Origin of the sequence: Pseudoalteromonas sp. SR43-5 (assembly GCF_014163835.1) — a bacterium.
Lineage (GTDB): Bacteria > Pseudomonadota > Gammaproteobacteria > Enterobacterales > Alteromonadaceae > Pseudoalteromonas > Pseudoalteromonas distincta.
On the sequence record NZ_JACJEA010000001.1, the window covers coordinates 86,485 to 102,077 of the forward strand.

Below are 15,593 nucleotides of genomic sequence, written 5' to 3' on the forward strand. Positions count from 1 at the left end.
TCTATACATCTTAAGTTTTAACTATTGTACTTTATATAAGCTTGTTTATCATATGAGATCTATTTACAAAGGCATGTGAATATTAAAGTTTGCAAGGGAATCATGTAGCCTCCCCACAAAAAATTCACAGCCTATTTTTAAGGCTTCTTGTTTATGTCATTTTTAACAACACTTAAAAAGTTTGGTAATCATATTGGTGCTTACAAAGTGCACTTGTGCCCTGAGGTAAAAGGCCAAGCTAGTGAAAAAGGCAAACCTTTATCGAATGTAAAAATAGAGAGAGTATTGAATTTTTCTGATGGTAAAAGTGTTGAAGATTTCACTTACACGGATAATAATGGGGGCTTCTCATTACCTGAAATTAATATCCGTTCTAATCAACCAGCAGTCCCACTTGCTGAGATTTTCACTTCTCAAGCTATTTATCTATCCTACAATAATGAAGAATATTGCCTTTGGGGTTCTAGATTATCAGGCGTTAAATATCGAGAGGAATATGCAAGAAAGTTAAGGCAATTAATAGCCGACATCTCTAATGGAAAGGTTCTTTTTAAATTTCAGAATAAGAAAACTGAAGGCTATAAATTTGAGGCTTTAAGTATTTGTCGTTGGTCTGATGATTTTGAAGTAGTGGAACAAAATGCTTATTTTGACCTTTCAGAAATTGAAACGGATAATAATTAATAAATCAAAAACTAAATTATAAGGAAATATTAATGAATGTTTTAAGCCCTGCAATAGCTGCTAATTTTGCAGCTATCTCATACGAAAGCCTTGACAAAAGAGGCTTGAGAGCTAATCCATATTTTGAAAGAATTAGCTCTTTATTTTCATTCGAATCAGAATCTATAAAAGGTGTAAGTGGTTCTATTCTCGAACGAGTTTTTAACCACTCGACCAATTTTGGCTGCATTGCAGAGGGTAAGAAAGGAGCATATGAAGATGAAGATGATTATGTTTTAGCTTTACGAGGCACGGCTAAAGTTCGTGATGTTGTCACTGATTTACATTGTGGCTTAAGTACTTATAGTAATAATCAACCTGTACATGCAGGCTTTAACCATACATTTAACTCTTTCAAAAATCAGTTAGAACTATACTTTAAAAAAAGCACTAAGAAAAAGTTAAACATTCATGTTGTAGGTCATAGTTTAGGTGGGGCTTTAGCAAACTTAGCTGCTAACTGGCTAAAGCAACGTTTCGGTGCCAATGTAAAATTATATACTTTTGGTGCGCCGCGCGTTGGTTATAATAGCTTTGCTGTAAAAACAGAGTCCGCAACAGATAACAACATCTATCGTTGCGTACATGCCGCAGATCCAGTTCCTTTAGTGCCTGTGTGGCCATTTATGCATACTGAACAAGAATATATTTTACACGGTGCTGCCACTATTACTCCAAAAGCACATAGTATGACTAATGAGACGCCAGGATATTTACATACAGCAAGCAACTTCAAAAGTTACTCTGCTATCAACAAAGGAATGGAAAAACGAATTCAAGAAGAGGTAAGGCTTGATTATGATAGACGGCTCGAATGTAGCCGCACGTCTAAATGGGCTAGGAAAATTGGTGCAGCTTTAATAACTCATTTACGTGATACTGGTAAGCTATATGCGATACAAAATCATTTATCGAACGCTCTCACAGTGTACGATCAGATAGCTAAAGCATTAGCTGATAGCATTGACTTCTCTAAAAACTGTACCAAAGATATAAAAGGGATTTTAGGGCACATACTAACATTTTGTGGCTATCCATTTAAGGTAATTTCTTTTACTTACGCTTCGATTAGACATATTTTACAATTAATGCTTAAAAATATTTTCGCACTTGCGGGTGAAGCGATAGCATTAGCAAAACCTTCCTAAAATGAAATTATACAAAAAAACCGCCAAATGGCGGTTTTTTATTAACAAGTAAAGCTGTTAATGTTATGTGAAATTTAACAAAAGCCAATGTGCAAAAGCCAACGGGGCCAAATCTTGACTTCATACATCATAATTTCTCACTGCCCGGTTATCACTCTTTGTTGAAATTCTAACGAGTACTGCAAACAGATAGCCAAAAACTAATTACTTGCCTTAATTTACAAGCACAAAAAAGCCCGCAGCGTTAACTGCGGGCTTTTTTATTGAATGAGTGAGTCAGCCGGTAAGCCGGGTTTTGTCCTTTCCGAAGAAAGTGATAATCATTCGTCTAGGCCATAAATCGCTCTATGGCTCAAGCAACCTACCCGGTTCTCACGTGGGCCACGCGTTCATTATTTAAAATGATAGAACCCTATTTGGTCTTGCTCCGAGTGGAGTTTACCTTGCAACCGACTATTACTAGCGGCCCGGTGCGCTCTTACCGCACCCTTTCACCCTTACCAACCGAGGTTGGCGGTCTCCTCTCTGCTGCACTTGTCGTGGGCTCACGCCCCCCAGCCGTTAGCTGGCACTCTGCCCTATGGAGCCCGGACTTTCCTCCCCCTGATCATTTTCGTCACAGGCAGCGATCATCTTGGCTGACTCGGCGCGCAGTATACATGAGGCTAATACCAAGCGCAGTAAAATTTACTCTTTTTCTTCAATAATTGTTTTGTATAGTGCATTTTTTTTCATTCCAAAGAACTCGGCTACAACGCCACAGGCTTTTTTCATTGGCATTTCACTTTCAAGAAGTGCCAGCATTTTGCGCGCTTCTGGCGGAACATCGTCTATTTGCTTTGGTTTGCCCGCAAGCATAAGCACTATTTCGCCGCGCTGCTTGGTAGGATCATCTGTTAAAAACTGTTTAAGCTCACTTACACTACCATTAAAAAATGTTTCAAAGGTTTTGGTTAGCTCTTTAGCAAACACAACTTGCTGCTCATCACCAAGAGCTAGTGCTAAATCATCAAGGCTTGCCATAATACGGTGCGTACTTTCGTACATTATGCTGGTAATACCTGAGTTAACAGCTTCGGTAAAAAAGTCTTGGCGAGCTTTGCTTTTAGCTGGCGTAAAACCAATAAACTGAAAACGATCGGTTGGTAAGCCTGAACAACATACGGCTGTAATTGCAGCACATGCACCTGGAACAGGTGTAACATGAGCGCCTTGTTCACGACATAGATTTACAACCGCGTAGCCTGGATCACTAATTAGTGGCGTACCAGCGTCAGATACTAAAGCAATATTTAAACCTTGATTAAGTTGATCAATAATTTGTTGTGCTTTTTGCTTTTCGTTGTGGTCGTGTAATGCAAACGTTTTTGCCTTAATTCCAAAGTGGCTAAGTAGCTTGCCGGTATGGCGAGTGTCTTCAGCAGCTATTAAGTCAACTTGCGATAATGTCGCAATGGCACGGTGACTTAAGTCGTCATAATTGCCAATTGGGGTGGCAACAATGTAAAGAGTGCCAATTTTCTGTGAATTCTCCTCATTTAACATTGAGGTCTCCTGCTTCAGTCAGTAATATAAGCAAATCGCGTTAACGTATTGGGAAATCATTGTGCGACTTAAACTAGTTAGTCTATTAATTATATTGTCAGGGTTATCGGCGTGTAGCACAACCGAAAAACCAACTAAAAACAGCGATAACGTAAGTAACCGCACTAATGCACTGCAAAATCAGGCAACCAGTGCGCAATCTATCTATCAATTGGCGCAAAACCGCCAAGGTGCCGATAAAATACAGTTATTGTATAGCGCCCGTGATGCCGCAATTAGTGAGCAAAATTGGCCTTTGTTAGAGAAAATTGGTAATGAGCTTGAATTAACCGCCAGTGTTGATCAAATCCAAAACCGTCTTTATATTGCATTTGCACAAAAACAACAGAATAAGAATGATCAAGCTTTGGTGATTTTACAATCGCTAGACGGACAACTTACTCAACCTGAGCATTTTGCTTGGCATCAGTTTTTAACAGCCAGTATTTATGCATCGCAAAATTTTCCAAAAAAAGCTGCCCCCTATTTCTTTAGAGCTTCTGAAACAGCTACAAAAAACAATATAGAAATCCCTCAGCTCAATCAAAATTTGTGGGATAACTTAAAACAGCTCTCTTCATATGCGCTTGAACGTTTTAACCGTGGTTCGGTTATCCAGCAAGGCTGGGTAAACCTTGGTCTATACTATCAAGTATATGCAAGTAGTGGCGTGGAACTAGACCAAGCAATTAATAATTGGCGCAGGCGCTATATTGGGCATCCGGCTTTTTCTGTATTACCTGAACAAGACGAAATGCTTACTGAGCTCGCCCCTATTAATATAGAGCGTTTAGTTGTGTTGTTTCCACAATCGGGCCCTAACGAACGCTTAGGTGATGCGCTTAAAGCGGGTGTGTTAGCTGCACTTGATACGCAAACTATCAACGACACTATTTTTATTGATGAAAACCTAAGCACTGAGGAAATCGCAGCGCAACTTGAAGAAATAAAGCCTGATTTTGTAATTGGTCCTCTACTTAAAGCAAATATTGATAAACTAGCCAATGCACAAACTCTTATTGATACTCCGGTACTGCATTTAAACACCTTTGATGGTGAGCGCATTTCGCTTCAGCATTATTACTTTGCATTGAACCCTGAGCACGAAGTACAACAAGCTCTGGAACACTTTTTAACTAAGGGCTATCAAAAGCCTATGCTGCTTGCGCCAAATAATGCAAATGGCCAACGTTTAGTTGATTATTTTAACCTACAGTGGCAACGCTACAGCGAAACCAAGCCACAAATCGGTTTTTATAACGATAAAAAAGATATGCCAAACACAATTACCAGCTTATTAGAAGTTGATAAGTCAAAAGATCGCATACAAACAGTTAAAGCATTATTTAAGCAAGAAGTAGAAAACGAAACGCGTTCACGCAGTGATATAGACGTTATTTATATTTTGGGTGATGCCATAGAAACTCGCTTAATTAAACCTTACCTTGATGTAAACGTCAGTACATTTGCTGATCGTATCCCACTTTATGCAAGCTCTAAAAGTCATAGTAAACAAATTGACAGTACAGACAAAGGCGACTTAGACGGCCTATACTTCACAGAATTACCGTGGATGCTTGATTCACAAATTAAACAACATAATTTACGCCAGCAGTACAACTCTCTATGGCCTGAGCAAATTGATATTAGCCAACGCTTATTTGCAATGGCGTACGATGCTGTATCAATATTACATGACATTAGACAGTTAAGCGTAATGCCAGGCAATCAATATAGTGGTTTAAGTGGTAAGTTGTCTGTTAATACCAGCGGCCATATAGAACGCATGCTCGACTGGGCTCAATATACAAACCGTCGCATTAAGCCTGTGCAATTAGAAACACAACGCCCGGTACCATTGTTTATGCAATCAGCGGGTGATATACAAACTATAAATTAAACTTTATTAAGTTAAGGGGGCGGCATGTCGTGGTTTAAAGAGCTGTGGCAAAATAGTCGCGAAAAAGGCCAGTATTATGAGCTTGAAGCGCAAAAATACTTAGTTACTCAGGGCTTAACACCCATTGAACGTAATTATTACTGCCCCTTTGGCGAGCTTGATGTCATTATGAAAGAAGGCGACACCCTTGTATTCATTGAGGTCAAGTTTCGCAAAAATAATGCCCGTGGCGGTGCCAACTATGCACTTAGCCCACAAAAACAAGCTCGATTAAAACGTAGTATTTATCATTACTTAGCAGCTAAAAATTTAACTAACCAAGCACTAAGAATTGATTATGTAGCCATTACAGGAGAAGCATCTCCTAATATTAATTGGCTTAAAAATGTATTTTAAACGCAAATACAAAGATAAATTATTGGTAGGCTATGCAAGACACAATTAAAGAAATTTTTACAGAAAGCATTCAAGTTCAAATCGCTGCTGGTGAAGTGCTACCTAGTGCGCTTGAGTCAGCTGCATTTACTATTGCACAAAGTCTGATCAACGGAAATAAACTCATTTGCTGCGGTACTGCAAATTGCCACATGCTCGCTCAGCATATGGCGGGTGTATTGGTTAATCACTATGAAACCGAGCGTCCTTGTTTACCCGCAATTGCTCTATCGCAAGAAAACGTTAATCTTGGGCAAAGTACCCAGGTAGACGATCACGATACATTTGCTCGTCAAGTCCGCGCTTTTGCCCAGCAAGGCGACTTATTGCTCGTACTGGCTATTAACGGTAACGAAAAGCATGTTATTTCTGCCGTTGAAGCAGCACTAACTAAAGATATGAAGGTCATAGTTATGGTTGGTGATGATGGTGGCGAGTTGGTTGGCCTACTTGGCCCTAACGATGTTGAAATTAGATCGCCATCTAAACGCCCTAGCCGCATTATCGAATCCCATTTAGTTAACTTACATTGTTTAAGCGAACTTGTTGATTTAACGCTTTTCCCTCAGGATGAAAATTATGTTTAAACGCTCTCTTATTGTTTTAGGTACTGTTGTATTACTACAAGGCTGCGCAGCTGCTGTTGTTGCAGGTACAGCCAGTGCAGTAACTGCAGCGAACGATCGCCGTACCATTGGCTCTCAAATTGACGATAACAATATTGAAATAAAAGCCAGTATTGCACTTAGCGAAGTAGAACGCCTTGAAAAGTTTGCCAATATAAGCGCTGTAAGCGTTAACGGTATTGTTTTACTTGTAGGCCAAGTATCTAATGAAGAAATGAGAAACGAAGCACAGCGTACCATTGAGGGCGTTTCAGGTATTCGTAAGATACATAACCAAATTCGTATTGGCTCAAATATTGGCATTACTACACAAACGCATGACTCTTGGTTAACATCTAAAGTAAAAGCTCAGCTACTAACAGCAAAAGACATTAGCAGTAATAACATTAAAGTAGTTACTGAAAACGCTGAAGTATTTTTAATGGGTTTAGTATCTGACTCTGAGTCTACTCAAGCTGTAAACATTGCCCGAAATGTATCTGGCGTAGAGCGGGTAATTAAAGTATTTGAATATATGTAAAGTAAAATACAGACATAAAAAAACCGCTTATTAAGCGGTTTTTTTTGCATTTACTTATTATTTAATAACGCGTAAATGAGAGCCTTTTTTCTTCTGTGGCTTTTCTGGTGGTGTTTCATCAATAAATTCAGCTGATGAATCAACACTTTCAAGCTCAGGCACAAAATCGTCTTCGTCCTCTAAAAACTCATCTGCAGTAAAGACTGTTCCTTCGCCATTTTCACGCGCGTATATTGCAAGCACAGCACCTAGAGGCACATACACTTGCATTGGCTGACCACCAAAGCGCGCATTGAAGCTAAGTTGGGTTAAGTCTAACGAAAACTGTGTGACCGCTGATGGACTTATGTTTAAAACAATTTGTCCGTCTTGAACAAACTGTGTTGGCACTTGTACATTTGCAAACCCAGCGTCTACCACTAAATGCGGTGTACACTCGTTATCGACTATCCAATCAAAAAAAGCACGTAATAAATAAGGACGATTAGGCGTCATTATAAACGGATCTCACGCTCAGCTTCAGTTAAAGAGGCTTGGAATGACTCACGTTCAAATAAACGGATCATGTACTCTTTAAGCTCTTTAGAACCTGCACCATTAAGCTCAATACCAAACTCTGGTAAACGCCATAATAGTGGAGCTAAATAACAATCTACTAAGCTAAACTCTTCACTCATAAAGTAAGGTGCTTCGCTAAAAATAGGTGCTACAGCAAGTAATGCTTCTGTTAGCTCTTTACGAGCTTGAGCAGCATCTGACGTGTTGTTACTGATTTTGTCAGCTAGGCTGTACCAGTCAGTATCAATACGATGCATCATTAAGCGGCTACGACCACGCATTACCGGGTAAACAGGCATTAGTGGAGGATGAGGAAAACGCTCATCAAGGTATTCCATGATGATGTTTGCCTGGTATAAACCAAGCTCACGGTCAATCAGTGTTGGCACTGTGCCGTAAGGGTTAATTTCGTGAAGTGCTTCTGGCAAGTTATCTTTTTCAGCCAAATGAATATCTACACTTACACCTTTTTCCGCAAGTACAATACGTACTTGGTGGCTATACATACAGTTAGCACCAGAAAAAAGGGTCATTACAGGGCGCTTATTGGCAGCTACGGCCATGCCTATACCTCCATTAAATAACTAAAACAGCAAAAGGGGCTTAAGCCCCTATTGCAAAATTACCTTTAAAAATGTTCAAGTTAATGAACATCTCTCCAGTATTCTTTCTTAAGCATAAATGCCAAGATAAATAGAATTATTAAGAATCCTATTACCTTAATACCTAGCGCTTCCGATTCAAGACGTGAAGGTTCACCCACGTACTCAAGGAAGTTTGTTAAATCACGAGCCGCTTGGTCGTATTCATCTACGCTTAATTCACCCGTACCATCAGTTTCAGTAGCAATAACTTTGGTCACAGTGTGGCCATGTTCTTCTACTTCTTTAGTGATAGGCGTTGGTAAACCTTGTAGTTCTTGAAGAACATGAGGCATACCTACCGATGGAAAAACAATATTGTTAACTCCAAACGGGCGAGATTCATCTTTATAAAACGATTTTAGGTACGTGTAAATATAATCTGGTGATTTTACACGTGCAATTAGAGTTAAATCCGGCGGAGCCGCACCAAACCATTTTGCTGCATCGTCTTTTGTAATTGCGTTGGTGATATGGCTACCTACTTTAGAGCCGTCAAAAATTAACTGCTCTAAACCAACTTCTGTTGGGATACCGATATCACGAAAAGTACGCTCATAACGTTGATACTGCATTTGGTGACAACCAAGACAGTAGTTCATGAACAACTTTGCACCGCGTTGTAAAGATGGTTGATCAGTAAGGTCGTTATTCGCTTCCATTAAAGGAACCGACGGACCTGCTGCCATAACCATGTTAGGCAACAAGTTTACTGATAAAGCAAATAAACCAATAATAAGCTTCTTCATCATTTCGTTAACCTCTCTGGCAATGGCTTAGTTTTTTCGTTCTTACTGTATACAAACAACAGTACGAAGAACATAAAGTAAGTCACAGTACAGATTTGAGAAATAATCGTTTTCATATCAGTTTGTGGAGTTGCACCCACCCAACCAAGAAGAACGAAAGTTACAACAAAGCCTGCAATGTTCCATTTATGGAAACCACAACGGTAACGAACCGATTTAACTCTACCACGGTCTATCCAAGGTAGTAATGCAAGTACTACAATCGATGCACCCATCGCCGCAACACCGATTAACTTATCAGGGATTGCACGTAAGATTGCATAGAATGGCGTAAAGTACCAAACCGGGAAAATATGCTCAGGTGTTTTAAGTGGGTTAGCTGCCTCGAAGTTTGGACCTTCTAAAAAGAAGCCATTCATCGCCGGCATAAAGAACACAACCCAACAAAACAGTATTAAGAAACCAACCACACCCACAATATCTTTAACTGTGTAGTAAGGGTGGAACGGTATCGCATCAACAATGTCTTTTTTGTTAGTGTAATACTCGTGGAATTTAAATTTAGGCTTATCTTCTTCAGCTACTGAGCCTTTCTTACGTTTAATCTCAATACCTTCAGGGTTATTTGAACCCACTTCGTGTAGAGCAACAATGTGTAAGAAAACTAAGATTACAATAACCAGTGGTAGTGCAATTACATGTAATGCAAAGAAGCGATTAAGCGTTGCACCTGATATTACGTAGTCACCACGGATCCAAAGTGTTAAGTCATCACCAATAACCGGAATAGCACCGAATAATGAAATGATTACTTGTGCGCCCCAGAACGACATTTGGCCCCATGGTAATAAGTATCCCATGAATGCTTCAGCCATTAGCGCTAAGAAAATGAACATACCAAATAACCACAGTAATTCACGCGGTTTTTGGTAAGAACCGTAGATCATGCCACGGAACATATGCATATATACAACGATGAAAAACGCTGATGCACCTGTTGAGTGCAAGTAACGTAGTAACCAGCCATATTCTACATCACGCATGATGTACTCTACCGAGGCAAAAGCACCTTCAGCAGACGGAACAAAGTTCATCGTTAACCAAATACCTGTTAGGATTTGGTTTACTAGTACTAACATGGCTAGTGAGCCAAAAAAGTACCAGAAGTTAAAGTTTTTAGGTGCTGGATACTGTGCAATGTGCATGTTCCAAACACGTGTCATTGGGATTCGGTCGTCTATCCAACCAATAATCTTACCAAACATTAGGCTACCCCTCTTTCTTCGCCCACTAAAATAGTGGTGTCATCTAGAAAAGTATAAGGTGGTATTTCTAAGTTTAATGGTGCAGGTACCGATTGAAATACTCGACCAGCCATATCAAATTTAGAACCGTGGCACGGGCAGTAGAAACCGTCATCAGTCCCTTCTACTTTCTCACCAAAATTACCTTGTAAAAAGCCTGGTGAACATCCTAAATGCGTACAAATACCTACAGCCAAAAATATTTCTGGACGTAATGAACGGTAATCATTTGTTGATGATTCTAATTGTTGTGGCTCTTGCGATTGCGGATCACGAAGTTGACCTTCATGTTCTTTCATCTGCTCAAGCATTTTTGGGGTACGTGATACAACCCATACAGGTTTACCACGCCACTCGACACGTATTAATTGTCCAGGCTCAAGTTTGCTGATATCTACTTCTACAGGCGCACCCGCAGATTTAGCTCGCTCACTTGGATTCCAAGACGCAATAAAAGGAACAGCAGCCCCAGCCGCACCAACACCACCTACAACAGAGGTAGCTATGGTTAAAAAGCGACGTCGGCCATTGTCTACAGGCGCATTGCTCATCCACTTATCTCCACTATGATTCTCAACACTTGCTATATTGAGAACATCAGTTACAGCAGGTTAATTATTCGAAATTTTTAAAATAGAAGCGATCATAATTAAAACCCTTGATTAAAACAAGGTTATTCAAAGCCCCATGCTCGAATAAACCTGACTTGATCAAAAATTTGATTAAGCTAGCTCGAGAATAAAGCCGAACGACTATAATAACGCTTCTGTAAAAACAATATACTGACCGAGATCAACACCACTAAGAGGAAACAGTAAAAACTGTACATAGTGTCGTTAAACTCACTCATTTTACTTCCACGCCAATTGTAGCAAAAAATTCCACCAATTAACTGATGGATTTAAACTAATTACGATAATTATTTAACTTTTTTGCAGCTATCTGAGTGTTTTTTAACTTTCGTTCGATTAATACGCAGTTATTAATAAATTTGATCATCATTAATTACAGCAATACCAAGTATGGCGACCGCTATAAACAAATTTAAATTAAGTAGCAAATGTAAACTTTTTGATTTGAAAACAAAAAACCCAGCATAAGCTGGGTTTTTGAATTCTTGATAACGTATAGATTAACGTTTTGAGAACTGTGGACGCTTACGCGCTTTCTTAAGACCCACTTTCTTACGTTCAACTTTACGTGCATCACGTGTAACAAAACCTGCTTTACGAAGTTGTGGACGTAGTGACTCGTCAAACTCCATAAGTGCACGAGTGATACCGTGACGGATAGCACCAGCTTGACCAGTTGTACCACCACCAGAAACGGTGATGTAAAGATCAAATTTTTCAGTCATATCAACTAGCTCAAGAGCTTGATGAACAACCATGCGTGCTGTTTCGCGACCAAAATACTCTTCTAGAGAGCGTTTGTTGATTACGATGTTACCAGTGCCTGGGCGTAAGAATACGCGAGCACTTGAACTTTTACGACGACCTGTACCGTAGTATTGATTTGCCATGATGGTGCTCCTTAAATGTCTAGAACCTGAGGCTGTTGTGCAGCATGGTTATGCTCAGTACCTGCGTAAACTTTAAGTTTACGGTACATAGCGCGGCCTAAAGGACCACGTGGCAACATGCCTTTTACAGCTTTCTCGATGATCATTTCAGGCTTTGCAGCTTGAAGTTTATCAAAAGTAGTAGACTTAAGGCCACCTGGAAAACCAGAGTGAGCGTAGTACACTTTATCTTTGAATTTGTTACCAGTTACAGTAACTTTTTCAGCGTTGATAACGATGATGTAATCACCAGTATCTACGTGAGGAGTGTATTCAGCTTTATGCTTACCGCGTAGGCGGTGAGCGATTTCAGTAGCGATGCGACCTAAAGTTTTACCTTCAGCGTCAACTACGTACCAGTCACGTTTTACTGTTTCTGGTTTAGCAACAAACGTTTTCATTTATAAAAATCCAATGTTTTTCAATTAAAACCACAAGTAGTTAATATTAACTACTGCTCTAAGTTTGCTATAACCCCTTCGAGTTTTAGACTTTTGCGCCGCTCACAAGTGGCTAGACTATATGAGGACATAGAACGCAACGTGGCAGACGCGGGAGTATACCAGCACTTAAAACACATTGCTACTCGCCGGTTGTTTTTTCCACAAGAAATTTCAGAAATAAGAAATACTATATATGTACCTCTTTTTTTATAGTTGCCCTATTACACATTTACTTACTTATTTAAACTAAATGCTCTCTAGCTAAATATTCTAAGGATTGCATTTCTTGTAAACGACTAATACAACGCTTAAATTCAAAATTTAAATTACCTTGGGTATAAAGTTCGGTAATAGGTTTTTCAGCCGATATAATTAAAGTTACATGGCGCTCGTAAAATTCATCCACTAAAGCAATAAAACGTCTAGCAGCATCATCATTAGTTTGACCTAGCTGTTTTACGTTAGAAATAATCACCGTATTGTATAAGCGGCTAATCTCCATGTAATCGACCTGGCTACGTGCTGTTTCGCACAATTCACTAAACTCAAACATCACAACGCATTTAGCTACTTTACGCGTTTTGATTTTTCGCCCTTCTATCTCTATCGGCTCATCTAATTGCCCTGGCTCTGGCGATAACTTATCGAAGTACTCAAATAGGTTCTTATCCGCATCTTCATCTAATGGACTATGAAAAATTTCAGCTTGCTCTAAAGTACGTAAACGATAATCGATACCTGAATCTACATTAACTATCTCGGTATTTTTTTTAACAAGCTCAATAGCTGGCATAAAACGAGCTCGCTGTAAGCCATTTCTGTAAAGTTCATCTGGCACTATATTAGAGGTTGCTACAAGTACTATGCCCCGTGCAAATAGCGCTTCCATTAAGCCACCTAATAGCATGGCATCAGTAATGTCTTGTACAAAAAACTCATCAAAGCAAATAATGTCTGTTTCTGCTTTAAAAGTGTCAGCAATTTTTTCTAATGGATTAGCCGTATTATTTAGCTTTTTAAGCTCGTTATGCACTCGGTGCATAAATCGATGAAAGTGCACACGCATTTTACGTGTGCCCGGTAATGATTCGTAAAAAGTGTCAACTAAATAAGTTTTACCACGCCCTACTCCCCCCCAAAAGTACAAACCTTTTACAGGCGCAGGTTCTTCTTTACTAAATAGCTTAGCAAAAAAGCCTTTTTGTTTTGGCTTTGTCTGAGTTAGGTCATCGTATAGACGTTGTAAATGGCGCACAGCATTTTCTTGTGCTGCGTCGTGTACAAAGTCATCTCGCTTTAAGTCTTGTTGGTATGTTTGCCAAGGAGTCATATCTATTTACAGTTAAAACACAGTTTAATTTGCAAAGCATATTAACACGCATCATAACTCGGGGTATATTACACTTAGTATGATTTATAATTGAATCGGCATTCGTTAGTTATTTTCCCAAAGGGGTAGTTTTTATGGGCACAGTTATGTGGGTAGGTTTGATTGTTATTGTTGCTGTTGTAGCATTTTTTATTGGCGCATTTGTTACTAAAAAACAGTTCAAACAAGATGAATTAAAAGAGCAAGCAGAGCAAGCTGAAAATGCGTTAGAGCAGTATCGCCAAGATGTAGCTGATCATTTAGCGAATACTGGTAAGCTCGTAAATAAAATGAAAGAAAACTATGATCAACTGCTTAGTCACGTTGAAGAAACAAACCAGCTTCTTCTAGAAGATAGAAATAAAGCACCAGCTGAACCATTCTTTTCAAAAGAAACAACAGAACAACTGCAGGCTTCATTAAAAGAGCGTCAATGCGATCGTTCAACAGCCGCAGCACAACCAGCTGATTATGTATCAGGTGAATCAGGTTTATTTGCTGGTCAAAATAAAGTTTCAGAACATTCTAAAGCATCTTGATGAACTTTTTTTTGACCCCATAGTCTTTAGATATAACAGCTTTGTTGTTTTATCTTAATAAACCGAAAAGGGCTGCTGTAAAGTAGCCCTTTTTGTTTTGCTTTATCTTAAGTGGAGTTACCCCTGACTATGAAAATGAAATTATCACTTATCAGCGCAGCTATTTTATCTACAAGCTTGTTAATGAGCCCAGTAGCGTCTTATGCAAAAATGCCAATTGCAGTAAATGGTCAACAACTACCAACTCTTGCCCCCATGCTAGAGAAAATATCTCCAGGTGTTGTAAGTATCCAAGTTTCAGGCTCAAAAGAAGTACGCCGCCGTGCAGATCCGCTTGAATACTTTTTTGGACAGCAACAGCCTCGCAGTCAAAAGCGTCAATTTAGTGGATTAGGCTCTGGGGTAATTATTGATGCTGATGAGGGTTATGTAGTCACTAATAATCACGTAATCCAAGATGCCGAAAAAATGGTAGTAACCCTCGAAGATGGCCGTGAATTTGAAGCAACTAAAATTGGTACTGATACAGAATCAGACATCGCTCTTTTACAAATAGACGCTGATGACTTAACTGAAATAAAACTCGCAAATTCAGATAGTTTACGAGTGGGCGACTTTGCTGTCGCTATTGGTAACCCATTTGGACTTAGCCACACAGTTACATCTGGTATTGTTAGTGCTCTTGGCCGTAGTGGTTTAAATATTGAGGGCTACGAAGATTTCATTCAAACCGATGCTGCTATTAACCAAGGCAACTCTGGTGGTGCATTAGTTAACTTAAACGGTGAATTGATTGGTATTAACACTGCTATTTTAGGTGCTTCTGGCGGTAACGTGGGTATTGGTTTTGCCATTCCATCAAACATGATGAAAAACTTAGTTGATCAAATTGTTGAACACGGTGAAGTACGCCGAGGTTCGCTGGGTATTTCTGGCCGCCCACTTGATGCAGGCCTTGCTAAAGCGCAGCAACTTGACGTTAAACAAGGTGCTTATGTAATGCAAGTAATGGACGACACTGCTGCAAGTAAAGCAGGTATAAAAGCAGGTGACGTAATTGTTAGCATTAATGGCGGTGATATTAGTGGTTTCCATGAACTACGCAGCAAAATTGCTACGCTAGGTGAAGGCCGCGAAATAAAACTTGGTATTTACCGCGATGGTAAAATTAAAACGGTAAAAGTAACTCTTGATGGTGCATCAGGTGTTACAGCGACTGGCGAAGAGCTGCATCCTGCGTTCCAAGGCGCGACACTTGAAAACGTGCAAAAAAATAGTAATAAAGGTGTTGAGGTTACGTCTGTAGACCCTCGCTCACCTTCTGCCCGTGTTGGCCTTGAAGAAGGTGATATTATTATGCAAGTAAATCGTCAACGAGTAGAGACTATTCGTGATATGAATAAGATTATCGAAAACACCAAAGGTAATATCGTACTTGGCGTGCAACGTGGTCGTGAGTCTATATTTATTTTAATTCAGTAATAAATAGCACT

The 15,593-nt window shown here is 39.5% G+C and carries 17 protein-coding genes and 1 other RNA gene; 8 read left to right on the forward strand and 10 right to left on the reverse strand.

What is annotated here, in order from left to right; all coding sequences use genetic code 11:
- Nucleotides 1-153: 153 nt before the first annotated feature.
- Both H5090_RS00400 and H5090_RS00405 read left to right on the forward strand, forming a co-directional pair.
- Nucleotides 154-684: a DUF6795 domain-containing protein gene (locus H5090_RS00400; protein ID WP_154903853.1), complete on the forward strand. Its 531-nt coding sequence runs from the start codon at nucleotides 154-156 to the stop codon at nucleotides 682-684.
- A gap of 32 nt (nucleotides 685-716) precedes the next feature.
- Nucleotides 717-1,871 (forward strand): lipase family protein, encoded by a 1,155-nt coding sequence (locus H5090_RS00405; protein ID WP_182694724.1) that lies wholly within the window; start codon nucleotides 717-719, stop codon nucleotides 1,869-1,871.
- A 268-nt stretch (nucleotides 1,872-2,139) separates the two neighbouring features.
- Here H5090_RS00405 and rnpB read toward each other — a convergent pair.
- Together rnpB and rsmI are read right to left on the reverse strand one after the other, a co-directional pair.
- Nucleotides 2,140-2,517: RNase P RNA component class A (gene rnpB / locus H5090_RS00410), an RNA gene on the reverse strand.
- Nucleotides 2,518-2,558: 41 nt separating this feature from the next.
- Complete coding sequence (gene rsmI, locus H5090_RS00415) at nucleotides 2,559-3,416, reverse strand: 16S rRNA (cytidine(1402)-2'-O)-methyltransferase (RefSeq protein WP_182694725.1); 858 nt, start codon at nucleotides 3,414-3,416, stop codon at nucleotides 2,559-2,561.
- A 61-nt stretch (nucleotides 3,417-3,477) separates the two neighbouring features.
- Here rsmI and H5090_RS00420 point away from each other — a divergent pair, with 61 nt between their 5' ends.
- From H5090_RS00420 to dolP, 4 genes are read left to right on the forward strand one after another with little or no spacing between them, the layout of a single operon-like run.
- Nucleotides 3,478-5,355, forward strand: a complete 1,878-nt coding sequence (locus tag H5090_RS00420) for a penicillin-binding protein activator (protein WP_002957971.1) — start codon at nucleotides 3,478-3,480, stop codon at nucleotides 5,353-5,355.
- A gap of 24 nt (nucleotides 5,356-5,379) precedes the next feature.
- A complete protein-coding gene (locus H5090_RS00425; protein ID WP_182694726.1) occupies nucleotides 5,380-5,751 on the forward strand; it encodes a YraN family protein in 372 nt (123 codons plus the stop codon).
- Nucleotides 5,752-5,783: 32 nt separating this feature from the next.
- On the forward strand, nucleotides 5,784-6,377 hold the full coding sequence (locus H5090_RS00430) for an SIS domain-containing protein (RefSeq protein WP_002957968.1): 594 nt from the start codon (nucleotides 5,784-5,786) through the stop codon (nucleotides 6,375-6,377).
- Nucleotides 6,370-6,936 carry a division/outer membrane stress-associated lipid-binding lipoprotein gene (dolP, locus tag H5090_RS00435; protein WP_039485369.1) on the forward strand — a complete coding sequence of 189 codons (567 nt, stop codon included), beginning with the start codon at nucleotides 6,370-6,372 and terminating at the stop codon, nucleotides 6,934-6,936. The genes H5090_RS00430 and dolP overlap by 8 nt, the downstream gene beginning before the upstream one ends.
- A gap of 57 nt (nucleotides 6,937-6,993) precedes the next feature.
- Here the strand turns inward: dolP and H5090_RS00440 are convergent, their stop codons facing one another.
- The 8 genes from H5090_RS00440 to zapE form a co-directional block, all read right to left on the reverse strand.
- Complete coding sequence (locus H5090_RS00440; protein ID WP_002957966.1) at nucleotides 6,994-7,431, reverse strand: ClpXP protease specificity-enhancing factor; 438 nt, start codon at nucleotides 7,429-7,431, stop codon at nucleotides 6,994-6,996.
- Nucleotides 7,431-8,057 carry a stringent starvation protein SspA gene (gene sspA / locus H5090_RS00445; protein ID WP_002957965.1) on the reverse strand — a complete coding sequence of 209 codons (627 nt, stop codon included), beginning with the start codon at nucleotides 8,055-8,057 and terminating at the stop codon, nucleotides 7,431-7,433. The genes H5090_RS00440 and sspA overlap by 1 nt, the downstream gene beginning before the upstream one ends.
- An 80-nt stretch (nucleotides 8,058-8,137) precedes the next feature.
- Nucleotides 8,138-8,887: a cytochrome c1 gene (locus H5090_RS00450; RefSeq protein ID WP_002957964.1), complete on the reverse strand. Its 750-nt coding sequence runs from the start codon at nucleotides 8,885-8,887 to the stop codon at nucleotides 8,138-8,140.
- Nucleotides 8,884-10,149 carry a cytochrome b N-terminal domain-containing protein gene (locus tag H5090_RS00455; protein ID WP_002957963.1) on the reverse strand — a complete coding sequence of 422 codons (1,266 nt, stop codon included), beginning with the start codon at nucleotides 10,147-10,149 and terminating at the stop codon, nucleotides 8,884-8,886. The genes H5090_RS00450 and H5090_RS00455 overlap by 4 nt, the downstream gene beginning before the upstream one ends.
- Entirely contained in the window at nucleotides 10,149-10,739 is a 591-nt protein-coding gene (gene petA / locus H5090_RS00460) for a ubiquinol-cytochrome c reductase iron-sulfur subunit (RefSeq protein ID WP_002957962.1), read from the reverse strand. Before petA ends, H5090_RS00455 begins: the two co-directional genes overlap by 1 nt.
- 581 nt (nucleotides 10,740-11,320) lie before the next feature.
- Complete coding sequence (gene rpsI, locus H5090_RS00465; RefSeq protein WP_024595789.1) at nucleotides 11,321-11,713, reverse strand: 30S ribosomal protein S9; 393 nt, start codon at nucleotides 11,711-11,713, stop codon at nucleotides 11,321-11,323.
- A gap of 8 nt (nucleotides 11,714-11,721) precedes the next feature.
- Entirely contained in the window at nucleotides 11,722-12,150 is a 429-nt protein-coding gene (gene rplM / locus H5090_RS00470; protein WP_002957960.1) for a 50S ribosomal protein L13, read from the reverse strand.
- A gap of 283 nt (nucleotides 12,151-12,433) precedes the next feature.
- Nucleotides 12,434-13,522 (reverse strand): cell division protein ZapE, encoded by a 1,089-nt coding sequence (zapE, locus tag H5090_RS00475; RefSeq protein ID WP_002957958.1) that lies wholly within the window; start codon nucleotides 13,520-13,522, stop codon nucleotides 12,434-12,436.
- Between the two features lie 134 nt (nucleotides 13,523-13,656).
- On the opposite strand from zapE, the gene H5090_RS00480 reads away from it, so the two are divergent.
- On the forward strand, nucleotides 13,657-14,100 hold the full coding sequence (locus H5090_RS00480) for a YhcB family protein (protein ID WP_002957957.1): 444 nt from the start codon (nucleotides 13,657-13,659) through the stop codon (nucleotides 14,098-14,100).
- Between the two features lie 129 nt (nucleotides 14,101-14,229).
- Nucleotides 14,230-15,582 carry a Do family serine endopeptidase gene (locus H5090_RS00485; RefSeq protein ID WP_024606350.1) on the forward strand — a complete coding sequence of 451 codons (1,353 nt, stop codon included), beginning with the start codon at nucleotides 14,230-14,232 and terminating at the stop codon, nucleotides 15,580-15,582.
- Nucleotides 15,583-15,593: the final 11 nt, after the last annotated feature.